Raw genomic sequence first — 14889 nt, 5'->3', positions numbered from 1 at the left:
CCATTAATCACAAAGCCTAAAAGACCGATCCAGAAGGCCGATATGCGCAAGCGATCGTGCAGCCCATCAATAGAATCTCTGCTCGTTCTAGGGTCAATATTCATCGGAGCAGACTATCCCCTCGGCGACTTTATTCCTACTCCAGCGCAGGACAATTCCTTGATTTGAACTAATGTACACTTGAGCGATAAAAACATTCTGCCGTCGCCCCAAGGGTATTTATGCGCTGCTTTCTTACTCTACTGGCTCTGAGCTGTGCCGCAATCGCAGGGCAGTTATTTGCCTCTGAGTCCCTCCCGCGCCCCGAGGGCACAGCAGTAAAGCTTGCCAATGCCCCTCTACTTGACGGGCGCGTGCAAAACGATCCAACCTGGCTAGGTGTGCAGCCCCTCAGCGGATTCTTGCAGATTCAACCAGACGAGGGACGCGCCGCAAGCCAACGCACCGAAGTGCGTGTCGGCTTTACAAAAGAGGCACTCTATATCGGCGTAATCGCCTTCGATGATGCCCCGGACTCGATTCTCGTAACCGATAGCCGCCGCGATTCGTCATTGGCACAAACGGATGGTTTCCAGGTCATTATCGACGGACTCCGCGATCGTCAAAATGGCTACGTCTTTGGCACAAACCCCGCCGGCATTGAATACGACGGGCAAGTCGTCAAAGAAGGCGAGGTTAATCTCGACTGGGACGGGAGCTGGCGCGTGGTCGCGGCTATCACCGAGTTGGGCTGGAGTGCCGAGTTTGAGATTCCCTTCACCACCTTGCGTTATGGGAGCAAGCCGGATGCTGCCTGGGGCATGAATTTTCAGCGCAACATACGACGCAATAACGAGATAGCATTCTGGGCACCTCTTGATCGGCAGCGCAGTCTCAATCGCGTATCGGAAGCAGGCACGGTGCGCGGAATCGAAGCTCCTCGCCCGCGGAACCTGCAAGTCACACCCTACGCTCTGGGTAGCGCCCGGCGCGGCGGCGCCCTCGAGGGCACATCAACCGACGAAGAAGTCGGTGTGGATGTGAAGTACTCCATCACACCCAGTCTGACCTTAGATGCCACCTACAACACGGATTTTGCCCAGGTCGAGGTAGACGATGTTGTCATAAACCTCGATCGCTTCAGCGTGTTTCTTCCCGAGAAGCGACCCTTCTTTCTGGAAAACGCCGAGCAATTCAACGTGGGCGATGCGCAGGAAGTTGAGCTGTTCTTCTCGCGGCGTATAGGCATCGTAGACGGAGCGCCGGTGCCCATTGACGGCGGCCTGCGACTGTCCGGCAAAGTAGGCGATAGCACCAACGTGGGCCTTCTCTACATGAGAGATGAGGGCCTTCCCGGGATCGCACCACAAAACGACTTCCTGGTTGCTCGCATCAATGAGGAGCTACCCAACCGGTCCGCAATCGGCGCCATGGTCGTGCAACGACGAGGTGACGGAAGCCTCAAGGCAGACGGGTCGCCCGACGAAAATGACGCCTATGCCATCGACGGACGCATCGGCATCGGTGACAACTTACTGCTCTCGGGCTGGGCCGCCAAGACAAGAACCCCCGGGCTTGATGGCGACGATCATGCCTTCGCGCTAAACGCCAATTACGACGCCGCTCGCTGGTCCTCCCGTCTCGAATACTCTGAGGTCCATGAGGACTTCAACCCCGAAGTTGGATTCTTGTTACGTGACGACTACAAACGCGTCGAAGCCTTTGTTATGCGGCGCTTTAGACCGAACGATGTTCTAGGACTCCTCGAAGTTCGTCCCCACTATTCTGTACGCAATTATTGGGATCTTGACGGGTTTTTGGAGACCGGCTTTCAGCATCTGGATACACACTGGGAGTTCCGCAACGGCTATCGCGTTGATACGGGCGTTAACTATGTGAAAGATGGCGTGCAGGAGCCTTTCGAAATTGTGGACGACGTCTTTGTCCCCGCGGGCACCTATTCGGGACCGGAGGCGCAGATCTCTTTTAATACAGATCTTTCCAAACCATTGAGTTTTCAAACCCGACTCAACGTTGGCGAAAAATTTGGTGGCGACCGCGTACGTTTTGCACCCACGCTTGCCTATCGTATCGGTGAAACTTTCAGTACCGAGCTGTCAGTGGTTTACACCGAGTTTGATCTGCCGGTGCCCGGAGGCGACTTCTCGGTGGCGCTAACGCGCTTGCGCCTATCTTATTCGTTCTCACCCAAGGCGCTTTTACAGGCCGTCATCCAATACAACGATTCCACTGAAACACTATCCACCAACCTGCGCTTTTCACTACTACGCACGGCCAACTCCGGTCTATATGTGGTTTACAACGAGTTTGACGAGCGTCTGCCGGGGGCACTCCCGGCGGACCGCCAATTTGTCATCAAGTACAACTATCTTTTCGATGTTTTCAATTAAACAACTGGCAACTCTCTAATGCCCCTTTGCGAGCTCCGCGACCAAACACTCTTCGATCCAAGGTAGGTGTTGACGCCCCACAAATACCTGCGATGCAATAACAAAGCATGGCGCATCAACCACAGCGCGTTCCTGTGCAGAGTTTTGAGCAATCGCTAATGCTGCACGTGCAGACGGTGCTGAGAACTCATGATCAAAACCTGACTCACTCAGCAGATCAGCCACCACTTTTTCATCGTCCAGGTCGGCGTGAAGCCGCCAGTAAGCATTGAATGCTGCTTGTACAAACACAGTCTTATCACCGCCCAGGAGTGCCAATGCACCTAAGGCAAGATCTGCCTCCACGGCGACTGGGGGGTAATTTAGATCTAAGCCCTGTAGGGCCGCATACATCTTGTCCGTCGCGCGCTGGGAGGCTAGCCGCACCTCATGATGCCTTTTTGTCAGCGCAACATCATGAGTTTCCAGTGGAATATCTCGCTCCCAGGTGAGAAAGGGGCACCAGTCTATGGAGACGCTATAGCGGCTTGCCATCTCCAGGGCCGGTTTTAAGGCCAGACACGAGGGCAGAGATTTAAAATCTATATATACAGTCAACATGCGGGCAACTCGTAGGCAATGTCAGGAGCTTCTCCAATGGAACCAGACAAGCGCCAACGCAAATAAGGGATATGCTCTCGCCCGCGAAGAACTTCTCCATCTAGAACATAGCTCGGCACACCATATAGTCCATGCTCGTGAAAAAGACCCTGCAGGGAATCATGCGCCTGTCCCCCTTCGGACGTTACGAAACCCTCAAAACCGATTGTGCTTATTCCAGCGCGGCTGAGACATTCTTGGACTACAGCAATATCTTCGATATCAAGCTCGCGCCGCCAGAACGGTGGGAAAACTGTATTTAAGTAATCAGGAAGCTTCGATCGGTCCGTCTTCATGGCCCAGAGTATGGCAATGTTGGCAATGCGCGAATCCCAGATTTTTTCAGTGCCTTTGAGCATCAGACCCTGACGCTCGGCATAGCGACGAGCGTCGAGGTAAGAATAGCGAATAGCCCTCCAGATACGATCACTGCGTCCGCACGACTGCACGACCTTGCCATCACGCTTCTCGGCGGAGCCAAGAAAACTGGGGATGTCGAGTGTTAAAGGTCGCCAATCAAATGCTAGACCCAACTCAGACTCAAGCGCGAGTGTCGGCTGTACCGCGACGAGGGCATAGGGGCTCTTGACGTCTAGATAGACGATCAAGGGAGCGTCACTTTCGAGTGGATGCATACGGCCTCCAATTAACCATTTGCCGAAGCTGTATCTTCGCAGTATTGAGGGCAGATAAAACACCCCGGACGCGCCCTATAGGCGGCTTCAACAGAAATTCACTGAAAACCGCTTAACAAGATCGCACGCAGCGCAGTAAGATAAAACAACACGTCGTTACCATAAATTGAAAAGTACAATAATGAATCAGGTCGTTGTACCTCGCCGCGCCAGCTCCTCGGCCCTATGCTTCGGTGGCTTAGCGATACCCTTTCTGTCATTGATCGCCTGTACCACTGGCCTCGCACCCACACCAGACTCATCAACGACGGTATGTCTGCACGGCACGCAACAATTTGATCTGTGCCAGTACGATACGCAGAGCGAAAAGGTAGCAGCACTAGTCGGCGAGATGACGCTCCAGGAGAAACTCGGCCAGATCACCCAATCAGTCTGGCATAACAATGTATCTCCCGCGGTGATTCAGCAGTTTGGAATTGGCTCCATCATTCACACCGAAGGGCCCACCCCTGGCGCATCACCACTGGATTGGATCGACAAGTTTGATGAGTTTCAAACGGCCGCGCAGCATACCCGTTTGGGCATACCACTGCTGGTGGCTGTGGATGCGGTGCACGGTCAAAACACCTTCGAAGGTGCGGTCATTTTTCCGCACAACATTGGCATGGCAGCGACCCGCAACCTCGAACTTATTCAACGCTCAGCGCAGATCACAGCCTTAGAGGCAGCCGGCACTGGTTTTAACTGGACCTTCTCTCCCTGTATCGCCATGCCAAAGCATGAGCATTGGGGACGCGTCTACGAGGGTTTTAGCGAGGATCGCGATCTCACCACGGCTGCGGTTATTGCGTCAGTGCGCGGCCACCAAGGCGAGGACCTTTCACTCCCCCACACAATAGCTGCCACCGCTAAGCACTACATCGGCGACGGCGGAACTGACGGTGGCATCGAAGGTGGTAACACCACGATCTCAGAGCGGGAACTGCGCCAGGACTACCTCCCCCCCTATGCCGCAGCCGTTGAGCAAGGCATAGCGTCAATCATGGTTGGCTTTAACTCGGTGAACGGCGTGAACATGCACCAGAACGGATATCTGGTGAACGAGGTGCTCAAGAATGAACTTGGCTTCGAGGGCGTAGTCATCACTGACTGGAATGGCGGCCTACGATGGGGCGACCCGCATCTGGTTTTGAATGCCGGCATCGATATCGTCATGCAACCTGGGAACCACGAGGAGTTCATAGCAAAGCTTGGAGCATCGGTGACCGATGGCACCGTTCCCATGAGCCGCGTCAACGACGCGGTCAGTAGAATCCTGCGCATGAAGTTTGACCTGGGTTTATTTGACAATCCTCTTGGCAATCGCGAGTACGCTTCGACCATAGGCTCCACTGAACATCGTCAGATTGCTCGCCAAGCCGTGCGGGAATCTATGGTATTGCTCAAAAGCGAAGGTGGTGTCCTGCCGCTGCAAAGAGAAGAGCCCCTCGCAGTGGTCGGTAAGCATGCCGACAATAGCGGCCTGCAGAGTGGCGGCTGGTCAATACACTGGCAGGGAAAAAGTGAAAGCTATGCAGGAGCGACGACTATTCTTGAAGGCATCAACGCCGTCGCACAAGACGTGGAGTACGCCCAAGACGGTTGTCACAGTGCTATGCGCGCCAGAAAGGTCGTGGTGGTCGTGGGCGAAAGCCCCTACGCGGAGTTCAAGGGCGATAGCGATCAGCTATGGATTTCCGATGAACACAAAACCCTGATCGCAGAGTGTCAGTCGCTGGGCAAACGGGTCGTCGTGGTACTCATATCAGGCCGAGCGCTTGTGGTTACTGACGTACTGCAGAACAGCGATGCGTTTATTGCTGCATGGCTACCCGGATCAGAAGGAGCCGGTGTTGCTGACTTTCTCTATTCCGTGGACGGCTTTAAGCCTGCCGGAAAGTCACCCTACGCATGGCCGGCGCGTATTGAGGACATCCCTTTGGAAGCAAACGCCGAGCATGCGTTGTTTAAGTTTGGATTTGGACTTAGCGACTACTGAGGGGCCGCGGTGCAGCCCCCATTATTCTTACTCACAATACCGCCTCAGGCACGACGCACGGTGTCGCTGAACATACCCGCCGCTACGCGCTTACCTCTGATGGAGTCGCCTTTTCCGTTGTCATACTGGATGATCATATCGGTATAGCCGGCGGGGAAAAGTCACCGGAAAACGTTAGGTCTACTGTTGGACCACCAGTTATAAGTGTGGCGTTAACGCTTTTACGTTCGAGGAACGTGATGCGCGTAGACCTGTTTAAACGCGCTCATTGTCGCGTCGCAATCGTCAAACCTAAAAGAACCTGACAGTAAACGTCGGTTAGTGGGAAAGGGTCGCTATGGTGGTACTTAGTCGCACTAGACTGCGGGGTCGCCATGCTTCGAAATTTCGGCAACCGTCAAGGTCAAGGCCTCCATCGCCATGGCATGCCACTGCCGGTAATCCATTACCGGGCCGATCACGTGATGGCGCAAGCTGACGTAACCATGTAGCACGGCCCACACTCGCAATGCTGCACGCTGGCGCAGCGCTTGACTCGCATCGCGCCGCAACAGTCGCGTAACGCCCAGAACCAGCACATGAAATGCTTCCCGCGAGGCCTCTACCGCCTCATCCGAGGGAGCATAGCTACTGCCTGTCTCGCCAAAAATAAGTCGGTAGTGGCCTTCGTTATGAAGCGCGATGTCCAGGTACTTTTGGCTACCTGCCATTAAGGCCTCAACGGGATCTTCAATATCTGCGGCCGACACCATGGCATCGCGCACCAGTCCAAAACCTTCGACATAGAGCGCATCGAGCACACCCTGCTTGCCTTGGAAATGGCTGTAAATCGCGATTGTAGACAGTCCTGCTTTTTGACTGATGGCACGAACACTCAGTCCCTCAATACCTTTCTCTAGTAGAGTTTGCGAAGCCGCCATCAATATTCGTTCTTTGTTACTCACATACTCTTCCATTAGAAGCCATGCTTGACAGCATAGCATAACGCCGTTATCTTAATGCATAACGCTGTTATATTGCAAGAAAACCACTGCCCTGGTTACCGGCCAGCGCTTAACAAGGAACACTGTGATGCCCGAAACCGTTATAGAAGTCGATTACCTCGTCGTAGGAACCGGCGCAGTAGGTATGGCCTTTGCCGACGTCTTGCTCAACGAGTCCGATGCCACCATCGCTATGGTTGACCGCTACGCAAAGCCCGGCGGCCACTGGAACGCGGCCTACCCCTTTGTACAGCTTCACCAGCCTTCGCAGTTTTACGGTGTCACGTCCCGCGAACTAAGCCGTGGTCGTGTGGAACAAGGTGGCTTAAATGACGGCCTTAATGAGCTGGCCAGTGGCGCAGAAGTCAGCGCGTATTTTGACGATGTGATGCGGCATCAGTTTTTACCCAGTGGTCGCGTGCAGTACTTCCCCATGTGCGATTACCAAGGCGATGGACGCTTTGTTTCCAAGGTCGGTGGCAATGAGTACCGGGTAAAGGTAAGGAAAAAGATCGTCGATGCGACCTTCCTAAAAACCAAAGTCCCGTCCACCCATACACCGAATTTTTCTATCGAAGACGGCGTGAAATTCATGCCGCTCAATGACCTACCCAAGATCACCCATCAGCCTGATCGCTATGTCATTGTGGGTGGCGGAAAAACCGGTATCGATGCCTGCTTATGGTTGTTACAAATGGGCTGTGACCCCGACAAAATTCAATGGATTAGACCCCGCGACGCCTGGCTGCTTAATCGACGCAACACACAGCCTACTGAAGATTTCTTTTTCGACGTGTTCAACGCGCAAGCCGGACTTATGGAATCCGCAGCTGCCGCCGAGTCCTTTGACGATCTGTTCACAAAGCTTGAAGACTGCGGCTATTTCCTGCGCTTAGACGAAGGCCACCGGCCTGAGATGTTCCACGGCGCAACGATCTCCATCGCAGAACTCGCGGCATTGCGTGCTATCAAGGATGTCGTGCGCCTGGGTCGTATCACCCATCTGGGCACCGAACAGATTGAGTTCCAGCGCGGATCACTTCCGGTGAGCAAAAACACACTGTTCGTAGATTGCTCGGCGCGTCCCGTTGACGAACTACCAGACGTTCAGGTGTTCGCCGCTGATGTCATCACCCCGCAAATGGTACGCTCCTATCAGCCTGTTTTCAGCGCCGCACTGGTTGCTCACGTAGAGTTACACTATCACGGAGATGGCGAAAAAAATCGACTCTGCGCGGTAGTCCCGCCGCCGGAGGCCGATACAGATTTCGCACACTTCACTGCGATCTCTTTTACTAACCAGTACAACTGGTCTCAAGATGGGGATTTGTCCGAATGGATACTACAAAACCGTCTAGATGGGTTTAGTCAAATGGTGAAGACCGCCGAAGGCAACCCCGAAAAGATAGCGGTTTTAAAACGTATGCGTAGCAACGGTGTTGCTGCGGTAATGAACCTTATGAAGCTAGATCAGGAATACAAACAGGCGGAGGCCCAATAACAAGCCATGCAAAGATTCGAAGTCAATAAAGCAGCGTTTGCCCAGCATCGCATCTCAACCTTAAATGAATCGGCGTTAAAGGAAGGCGAAATCCGTGTCGCTGTGGATTTTTTCGCTTTCACAGCCAACAACATGACCTACGCCGCAGCGGGAGACACACTGGGCTATTGGCAGTTTTTCCCGGTCCCCAGCGATGATGGCTACGGCGTAATCCCGGTATGGGGCTTTGCGAATGTGGTTGAGTCACGTACGGACGATGTTGCTATCGGCGAGCGACTCTATGGGTACTTCCCTCCATCAGACTCCCTGGTAATGCTTCCAGTTAATACCGAGGAAAAGAGCCTCTTTGATGGCACGGAGCATCGCCAGTCATTGCCGCCTCTATATAACCGTTACCAACGCGTAACCAACAGCGGATCCGTCGAATCCGAGCACCTTCAGGCACTATTGGGGCCCTTGTACAACACCGCCTATTGTCTCTGGGACCAACTTCAGGACAATGATTATTATGGGGCGCAGCAAGTACTGTTGTTAAGCGCATCGAGCAAAACCAGCATTGGCCTTGCCAACGCGCTGGCGGACGACGATAACGCGCCATCCATCCTTGGTCTCACATCTGCGGCTAACCTCGATTTTGTGAAAGGCTTGGGCTACTACGATGACGCATTGGACTATGGCGCACTGAACGACGTTCCGCAGATCCCCACCGTCATCGTTGATATGGCGGGCAATGCAACCACCGCGCAGGCGCTACGCGATCACCTCGGTGACAATCTCACTTACTTTATTAGCGTAGGCCTCACGCACTGGGACCAAGCGGATACTCAATTGGACAGAGGCCGGGATCGCCATGAATGGTTCTTTGCCCCTTCCTATATACTCGAGCGCAGCAAAGCACTAGAACCCGGGGAGTTTGTCAGGAACGCTCAACGCTTTGTTATGGGCGCGGCCGCGAGCGCGAGCAGCTGGCTTAGCCTACAAGAAGTCAGCGGCGTCGAGGCGTTCAGCGAACACTACGCCGACATTTGTGCAGGCGCTATGAATCCGGCCGAAGGATTGATTTGCAAGCTGTGAATTATATAACGCGTTTATTAATGTGATACGTCGCTACTTGCGAACCACATCGTCAAAAGCCCGCCGAAAGGCGGGTCGAGAAGCCAGTCGTCTCACGTAGTCCTTGAAGGCCTCGTCCTGACACAAGCCGTACATTCGGGCCCAATTGACGTTGTGCCCCACCACAATATCTGCGGCACTAAAGCTCCCACCACACATGTAGTCCGACGCAGTCAGACGCCTTAGCAACTGAGGCTCGACCTCGCTTGCGAATTTTTCTAAAGTGCGGTCAACAGTGCGCTTATCCCGCTCGCTCTCAGGCAACAGCTCGCGATGCATGCGAATCTGCCACAACATCGCATCCATCCAGCCACCCCCAAATTGCAACATCTGAAGATAGTCGGCACGCTCGGCTGACAGGACAGGTGCCGGCGCCAACTGCTTATCCGGGTAGGCATCGGCGAGCCACTCCACCATCGCGGTGCTCTCGAGCATATTTTGAACCGAACCATCCTCCCAGCTAATCTCAAGCACCGGTACAGCATGGTTTGGATTCACCGCCAGAAACTGACTCGCGTACTGCTCCCCTTCCAGCAGCTTCATGGTCTCTAATTCATAATCATCCCCAAAGGTCTCATAGAGCGCCCAGCGCACACGGGCGCTGCGGCTGCCAGGAAAATGGAAAAGTTTTAGCGCGTCAATTTTCATGGGCATCAAATCTCTACAGAGAACAAAACAGAGCTAACATACTAACCAAACTTCTGAGCTGAGTGACTCCAATGAACGAAACGACCGACTCCGCCGGCATGGCCCAATCCAGTGGTGAAGCCGTGGGTGGAGTGATCTCCGGCATACCGGGGACTCTGGGCGACTTCTTTACCGGCGTTGGTAAGGGCGCAGGCGTCAACGGCATACTCGATTGGGCTGCGCTGATTATCGGTATTGCGCTTTTAGTGTCGGTGGTTAGAGGACTCAAACGGGGCCGTATCGTCGGACCGGTCGTCAGTGGTTTTATCGCCGTTGCGTTAATGGGGTGGGCGGTCTCTTGAGTATTTAGGAGGCAGCTCTACTTCATCAACCATACAAGCGAGGCTCGCGGCAGCCTACTCGGCGCGAACAAACACTTTATCGATGATCTTCCACTGCCCCTGAAGCCTAGCGAGAGTAAGAAAATCGACGTAGGCGCCATCGTAATCAAACACGACCAGCGCAATGGGGCCACCAGAAAGATCAATGGAGAGGATTTTGCCGCGCCGCTGCACCGCATCGCTTTGCATCCAACGATCTATGGCGTCGGCAATGGGCTCAACGACCAAAGTACCGGACGCATCCACACTCTTTAACGCGGCGTTCGCATCAAAAGCCCGCTGCAGGTGATCAAGACTAAGCTCATTGATGCCCTCAAAGTAATCGAACACGGTGGCACGAATAGCTGTGAACTCATCATCTGCTGCCACGGGACCCGACAGGCACAAGCTAAGTCCTAACAAAGCACTCGCAAGCCACCTCTCAAAAGGCCGAGGCGACACGGATGTGGACCTGCGAAAAACACTAACCGCATTGCGAAACGGCCCGTTCAAGAAAGTCATTGATAACCCCTGTTGTCACTGCGGGCACCTTAGCAAAGCCCTGTGAACGCCACCAGTGACTCCAAAGGCAAGGCGGTCAATCAACATTCTCACAGGGCGCGCAGCCGGAACCCATAATGCTTAAATACTAGGCTAAAATCTGCCTACAGTTCTCTTGATGCACATTGATAAAGGAACGCTGAAATGAATCAGCTCTTCATGGCGCTCTCGCTAACATCAAAGCTCATACTAGTTGTAACGGGCGCCGTTTTTCTGGCCTCCTGCACTAGCCTAGCCAACCCCGATCTTGATCCGCAGATAGTGCAGATAGTGCATAAGGTTCCAGACGGCCCCAAACCTTGGACCGATGCTGCGCCAAATTACGACCCTGACGCTGTACGCTTTGCAATCTTCTCTGATCTGACAGGTGGCGAAAGAGAAGGCGTGTTTGAACTCGCGGTGGAACAGTTGAATTTATTGCGTCCTGAGTTAGTCGTGAACGTTGGCGATCTAATTGAAGGCAGTACAGAGCGGGCTGAGATTGATCGACAGTGGACATCCTTCGATCAGCGTGCTCAAAAATCGGTCGCCCCACTGTTCTACACAGGGGGTAACCATGACTTACTGAATCAGCAACTCAGAACAGCATGGAAAGACCGACTCGGTCCTCGCTATTACCACCTGCGCTACCGGAACGTGCTTTTTTTAGTCTTAGATACCGAAGACCACTCACCCGAGAGACTTGGAGAAATAGCCACCTTACGTCAGCAAGCCATCGCGGTCGCCAAGGAGTCTGGTTGGGACGAGTTTGCCAAAACGGCGTACGCGAATCTCCCGGAAGACGAAACCGGGATGATCTCGCAGGCTCAGGCGTCCTACATGCGAAGCGCCATCGCGGACAACAGCGACGTTCGCTGGACTTTTCTGCTCATGCATAAGGCGCCCTGGACGAACAACGATATGCCCACCTGGCAAGCCATTGAGGACGCCTTAGGTGAACAAGCCTTCACGGTGTTTCATGGGCATCGACACAGTTACCGGCATACGGTGCGCAACGGTCGGGACTACATTCGTCTGGCAACAACCGGGGGCGTGTTCCTACCTGACTCGGGCTCGTCCATGGATCACCTGGTTTGGGTCACGGTAGACAAATCCGGCGCGTACATCGCCAATCTAAAAATGTCGGGTATTTTGGATAAGAGCGGCAAGCGTCCACTGAACGGTGAGGATCTATGCTTAAACCCAGAAGATTGCCCAAGCCAATAAGCCAGGGCTTTAGTTGCCCGCATCCCACAAAGGCTTGAGTGTGGAATACGCACCGGCGTTCATCGCCTTGCTAAAACCCGCTTCGCTCAGACTAGTAGTAGCGATACCAGAGCGGTTGCCGCTTCGACAATACAGCACGATATCGGTCGACTGAGATACATCAAGCTCAGCTATGCCCTCGATGATCTCGCCGTGTGGGATGTTGATCGCGCCGGACAGATGCCCACTGGCGAACTCTTCGGCAGTACGCACATCAATAAGGACCGCGCCGTCTTTTACCGCGGAAAGGGCGAGTGTCCCGGTATCACTACTGTTGCCGCAAGCGCTGAGCAGCGCGCCAAAAAACAAAAGGACAATGACTCTAATCATATTCAAGACTCTAGGTGTCCACTCTTCAGTTATACAGCATTCATTTGCATCTCATAATATTCAAAAATACGCACCTTATAAATAACTCATAGTCTCCAAGCGGTTTTCGTTTGGGCGCCCAACACGTATTATCGAGATTGGACCGGTAAGCGAACCAGCGTTGTTACTATCGCTTCGCAACGGCAGATCACGCGGCATCCAATTCCCGAGGTTTTTATGTACGTCCAAAGATTATGTCTTACGCTTGTTGTTAGCTGCACTCCGCTGATCGCCATCGATGCACTAGCGGGCTCCGCCACCATGACATCCAAGGAAGGCGGCTCCACGGTATTCGAGTACAGAGAGCAGCTCCTTCGAGTGAACATTCCCGACCAAGAGAATAGCTACATCGTGTTTCGTGACAATACGATCTACACAGTCATGCAGCAAGAGGACCACACGATCGTCATGGACGCAGGATCAGCCATGAAGTCCATGGGTTTTAACGCCAGCTCTGCCGTACCCAGCGACATTAATGCGGAAGTTGTTTCTCTAGAAAAAACCGGTCGCACAGAAAACGTGGCCGGGATCAAAGGAGATGTTTATGAGCTCAACTTCGTGGACGAGGATGGCCAGAATCGGACCGAAGAACTCGTGCTCTCAGACGACGCTCGAGCTCTTGAATTTCGTGATGCTCTATTTCAAATGCTGGAAATCGCCGCAACGCTAACGTCCGGCGCCACCCCGGAAAACGCTCAATCGATGCGCGACCAGCTTGAGGGACTAGATGCCGGCATGCTGCGCTTCGGCAGTGAATTCACGCTCACAAAAATCGATGACGAACCCGTGGATGCTAAGCGCTTCGAACTACCGGCGGCTCCTATGAATCTGGAGGGCATCGGGGCCATGCTCGGTGGCTTCTCACAGCAGGCACCAGTAGACGTCGAGGAAGGCGAAGGCAGCGCCAAGAAGCCCGGCCTTTTTGGCAGTGTCATGGGCGCTATTGGTAGCAAGGTTAATCGCCAGGTCGACCGTATTGGCGATAGCGCAGACCAGGAAGTCGATGAAGAGACCGACGAGCAGGTTGATGGTGCTTTGGACAAAGCGTTTGGGAAGCTATTTGGCCGCTAGTCTGCCCACAACAGCGCGCCACAGTAATTCGCATCAAGTTCTTCAAAAGCGGCAAGCTTGGCGCAAGCACTGCCCTGCAGTCCTTGTCATCGCGTTACTCTCTCCAATTCCCCCCGTGGCAAATCATTGATCGTAAATCGCCATAGCGGGCGATGGTCCGCTTAGTTGAAACCTTACCCCGCTCTCGCTTGTCGGGCTACAGCAGCAGCGTTGCAAATTTCTTAAGTTCCCACCTATTCCTCCCCAGTTTCTGCACATTCTCAGTGTCTACTATCCCAATTGAATAAACGGGAGAACGGTAGTGAAAGAGATTGCGTGCTTAACGATAGCTATCATTCTTGCAGGATTGACCGCCTGCGGGGGCTCAAGCAGTTCGAGTGATACCTCGGTCGAGGAAGTGGCGTCAGAGGCGGACTCGGGCGGAGACGCCGGCGATGGCGGAACTACTGCCGGCGGTACGGATAGTGGCGACGCATCGACTGCTGACGTGTTCTGCGACTACGAGGATGTAACGCTCAACGCCCAGCCGTCGTTGAACTTCACCAGCGAATCCACCTGGACCTGCACCGACACGACCCGACAGCTCACCGCCAACGGCATACCTGATCACGAGGTCGGCACCTTCCCCAATGCCGCGAACCCCAACACCATCTCCGAGCAGACTGTCTCCACAAGCTACACCCTAAGCCCGGTATCCACAGGCAGCGCCAGCGAAACCGGCGGACCACGCGGAACCACCGGCTACATACTCAACGGCATAAAAATCGATGCCGGAACCGGCGGATCCTGCGACGACACCGGCACTGCCTGCAGCCTCGGCGACCCTAGCGGCAGTTGGAGCATCGAGGCACTTGGTCAGACGAGCTTTGATTTTGGCACCGACGGCAACAACGCTCACGTACAACCCGGCGGGGCTTATCACTACCACGGCATGCCTGAGGGTTTTATCGCCAAGCGCGGTGGCGACGAGTCAACAATGACCCTCATAGGCTGGGCAGCTGACGGCTTCCCTATCTACGCTAGATACGGTTATAGCGTCGCCGACGATGCCCAGTCTTCGCTTAAATCAATGCAGGGCAGCTATCAATTCTTATCCGAGCTTAGCAGTAGCCGCCCCTCGGTAGAGACCTATCCTCTGGGCGCTTTTAGACAAGATTGGGAATACGTCGCGGGCTCCGGCGATCTCGACGAATGCAATGGTCGCGTCGGTGTCACACCAGAATTTCCCGGAGGGATTTACCACTACTACGCTACGGACAGCTATCCATTCTTCCAACGCTGCGTCACCGGCGCTCTGTGATTCATTGAATCGAGGATATCGAGATGACCACAAACCT

The 14889-nt window shown here is 54.0% G+C and carries 14 protein-coding genes; 8 read left to right on the top strand and 6 right to left on the bottom strand.

What is annotated here, in order from left to right; translation table 11 throughout:
* Window positions 1–221: 221 nt before the first annotated feature.
* Window positions 222–2390, top strand: a complete 2169-nt coding sequence (locus ACI9KD_RS07560; protein WP_414980552.1) for a DUF5916 domain-containing protein — start codon at window positions 222–224, stop codon at window positions 2388–2390.
* Window positions 2391–2405: 15 nt separating this feature from the next.
* On the opposite strand, the gene ACI9KD_RS07555 is transcribed toward ACI9KD_RS07560, so the two are convergent.
* On the bottom strand, window positions 2406–2990 hold the full coding sequence (locus tag ACI9KD_RS07555) for a DsbA family protein (protein WP_414980551.1): 585 nt from the start codon (window positions 2988–2990) through the stop codon (window positions 2406–2408).
* Complete coding sequence (locus ACI9KD_RS07550; protein ID WP_414980550.1) at window positions 2984–3664, bottom strand: DsbA family protein; 681 nt, start codon at window positions 3662–3664, stop codon at window positions 2984–2986. The genes ACI9KD_RS07555 and ACI9KD_RS07550 overlap by 7 nt, the downstream gene beginning before the upstream one ends.
* Window positions 3665–3845: 181 nt before the next feature.
* Between ACI9KD_RS07550 and ACI9KD_RS07545 the strand changes: the two genes are divergently transcribed.
* Window positions 3846–5702, top strand: a complete 1857-nt coding sequence (locus ACI9KD_RS07545) for a glycoside hydrolase family 3 protein (RefSeq protein ID WP_414980549.1) — start codon at window positions 3846–3848, stop codon at window positions 5700–5702.
* 356 nt (window positions 5703–6058) lie between these two features.
* On the opposite strand, the gene ACI9KD_RS07540 is transcribed toward ACI9KD_RS07545, so the two are convergent.
* The gene (locus tag ACI9KD_RS07540; RefSeq protein ID WP_414980548.1) at window positions 6059–6646 is read right to left on the bottom strand and encodes a TetR/AcrR family transcriptional regulator; all 588 of its coding nucleotides are present in this window, start codon (window positions 6644–6646) and stop codon (window positions 6059–6061) included.
* A 127-nt stretch (window positions 6647–6773) separates the two neighbouring features.
* Between ACI9KD_RS07540 and ACI9KD_RS07535 the strand changes: the two genes are divergently transcribed.
* Both ACI9KD_RS07535 and ACI9KD_RS07530 read left to right on the top strand, forming a co-directional pair.
* A complete protein-coding gene (locus tag ACI9KD_RS07535) occupies window positions 6774–8186 on the top strand; it encodes an NAD(P)/FAD-dependent oxidoreductase (protein WP_414980547.1) in 1413 nt (470 codons plus the stop codon).
* 6 nt (window positions 8187–8192) lie between these two features.
* Window positions 8193–9260, top strand: coding sequence for a DUF2855 family protein (locus ACI9KD_RS07530; protein WP_414980546.1), 1068 nt, complete (start codon window positions 8193–8195; stop codon window positions 9258–9260).
* A 33-nt stretch (window positions 9261–9293) separates the two neighbouring features.
* Here the strand turns inward: ACI9KD_RS07530 and ACI9KD_RS07525 are convergent, their stop codons facing one another.
* A complete protein-coding gene (locus ACI9KD_RS07525; RefSeq protein ID WP_414980545.1) occupies window positions 9294–9947 on the bottom strand; it encodes a glutathione S-transferase family protein in 654 nt (217 codons plus the stop codon).
* A 71-nt stretch (window positions 9948–10018) separates the two neighbouring features.
* On the opposite strand from ACI9KD_RS07525, the gene ACI9KD_RS07520 reads away from it, so the two are divergent.
* Window positions 10019–10288: a hypothetical protein gene (locus ACI9KD_RS07520; RefSeq protein WP_414980544.1), complete on the top strand. Its 270-nt coding sequence runs from the start codon at window positions 10019–10021 to the stop codon at window positions 10286–10288.
* A 54-nt stretch (window positions 10289–10342) separates the two neighbouring features.
* Here ACI9KD_RS07520 and ACI9KD_RS07515 read toward each other — a convergent pair whose 3' ends face one another.
* Window positions 10343–10828 (bottom strand): nuclear transport factor 2 family protein, encoded by a 486-nt coding sequence (locus ACI9KD_RS07515; RefSeq protein ID WP_414980543.1) that lies wholly within the window; start codon window positions 10826–10828, stop codon window positions 10343–10345.
* Between the two features lie 183 nt (window positions 10829–11011).
* Between ACI9KD_RS07515 and ACI9KD_RS07510 the strand changes: the two genes are divergently transcribed.
* The gene (locus ACI9KD_RS07510) at window positions 11012–12073 is read left to right on the top strand and encodes a metallophosphoesterase family protein (RefSeq protein WP_414980542.1); all 1062 of its coding nucleotides are present in this window, start codon (window positions 11012–11014) and stop codon (window positions 12071–12073) included.
* Between the two features lie 9 nt (window positions 12074–12082).
* Here the strand turns inward: ACI9KD_RS07510 and ACI9KD_RS07505 are convergent, their stop codons facing one another.
* Entirely contained in the window at window positions 12083–12442 is a 360-nt protein-coding gene (locus ACI9KD_RS07505; RefSeq protein WP_414980541.1) for a rhodanese-like domain-containing protein, read from the bottom strand.
* Between the two features lie 216 nt (window positions 12443–12658).
* On the opposite strand from ACI9KD_RS07505, the gene ACI9KD_RS07500 reads away from it, so the two are divergent.
* The gene (locus tag ACI9KD_RS07500; protein ID WP_414980540.1) at window positions 12659–13552 is read left to right on the top strand and encodes a hypothetical protein; all 894 of its coding nucleotides are present in this window, start codon (window positions 12659–12661) and stop codon (window positions 13550–13552) included.
* Window positions 13553–13853: 301 nt separating this feature from the next.
* Entirely contained in the window at window positions 13854–14852 is a 999-nt protein-coding gene (locus tag ACI9KD_RS07495; RefSeq protein ID WP_414980539.1) for a YHYH protein, read from the top strand.
* Window positions 14853–14889 lie beyond the last annotated feature (37 nt).

The organism is Congregibacter sp. (genome assembly GCF_047617445.1).
Lineage (GTDB): Bacteria > Pseudomonadota > Gammaproteobacteria > Pseudomonadales > Halieaceae > Congregibacter.
Note: the sequence above shows the minus strand (reverse complement) of the source record. Positions and strands in the feature narration are given on the sequence as shown.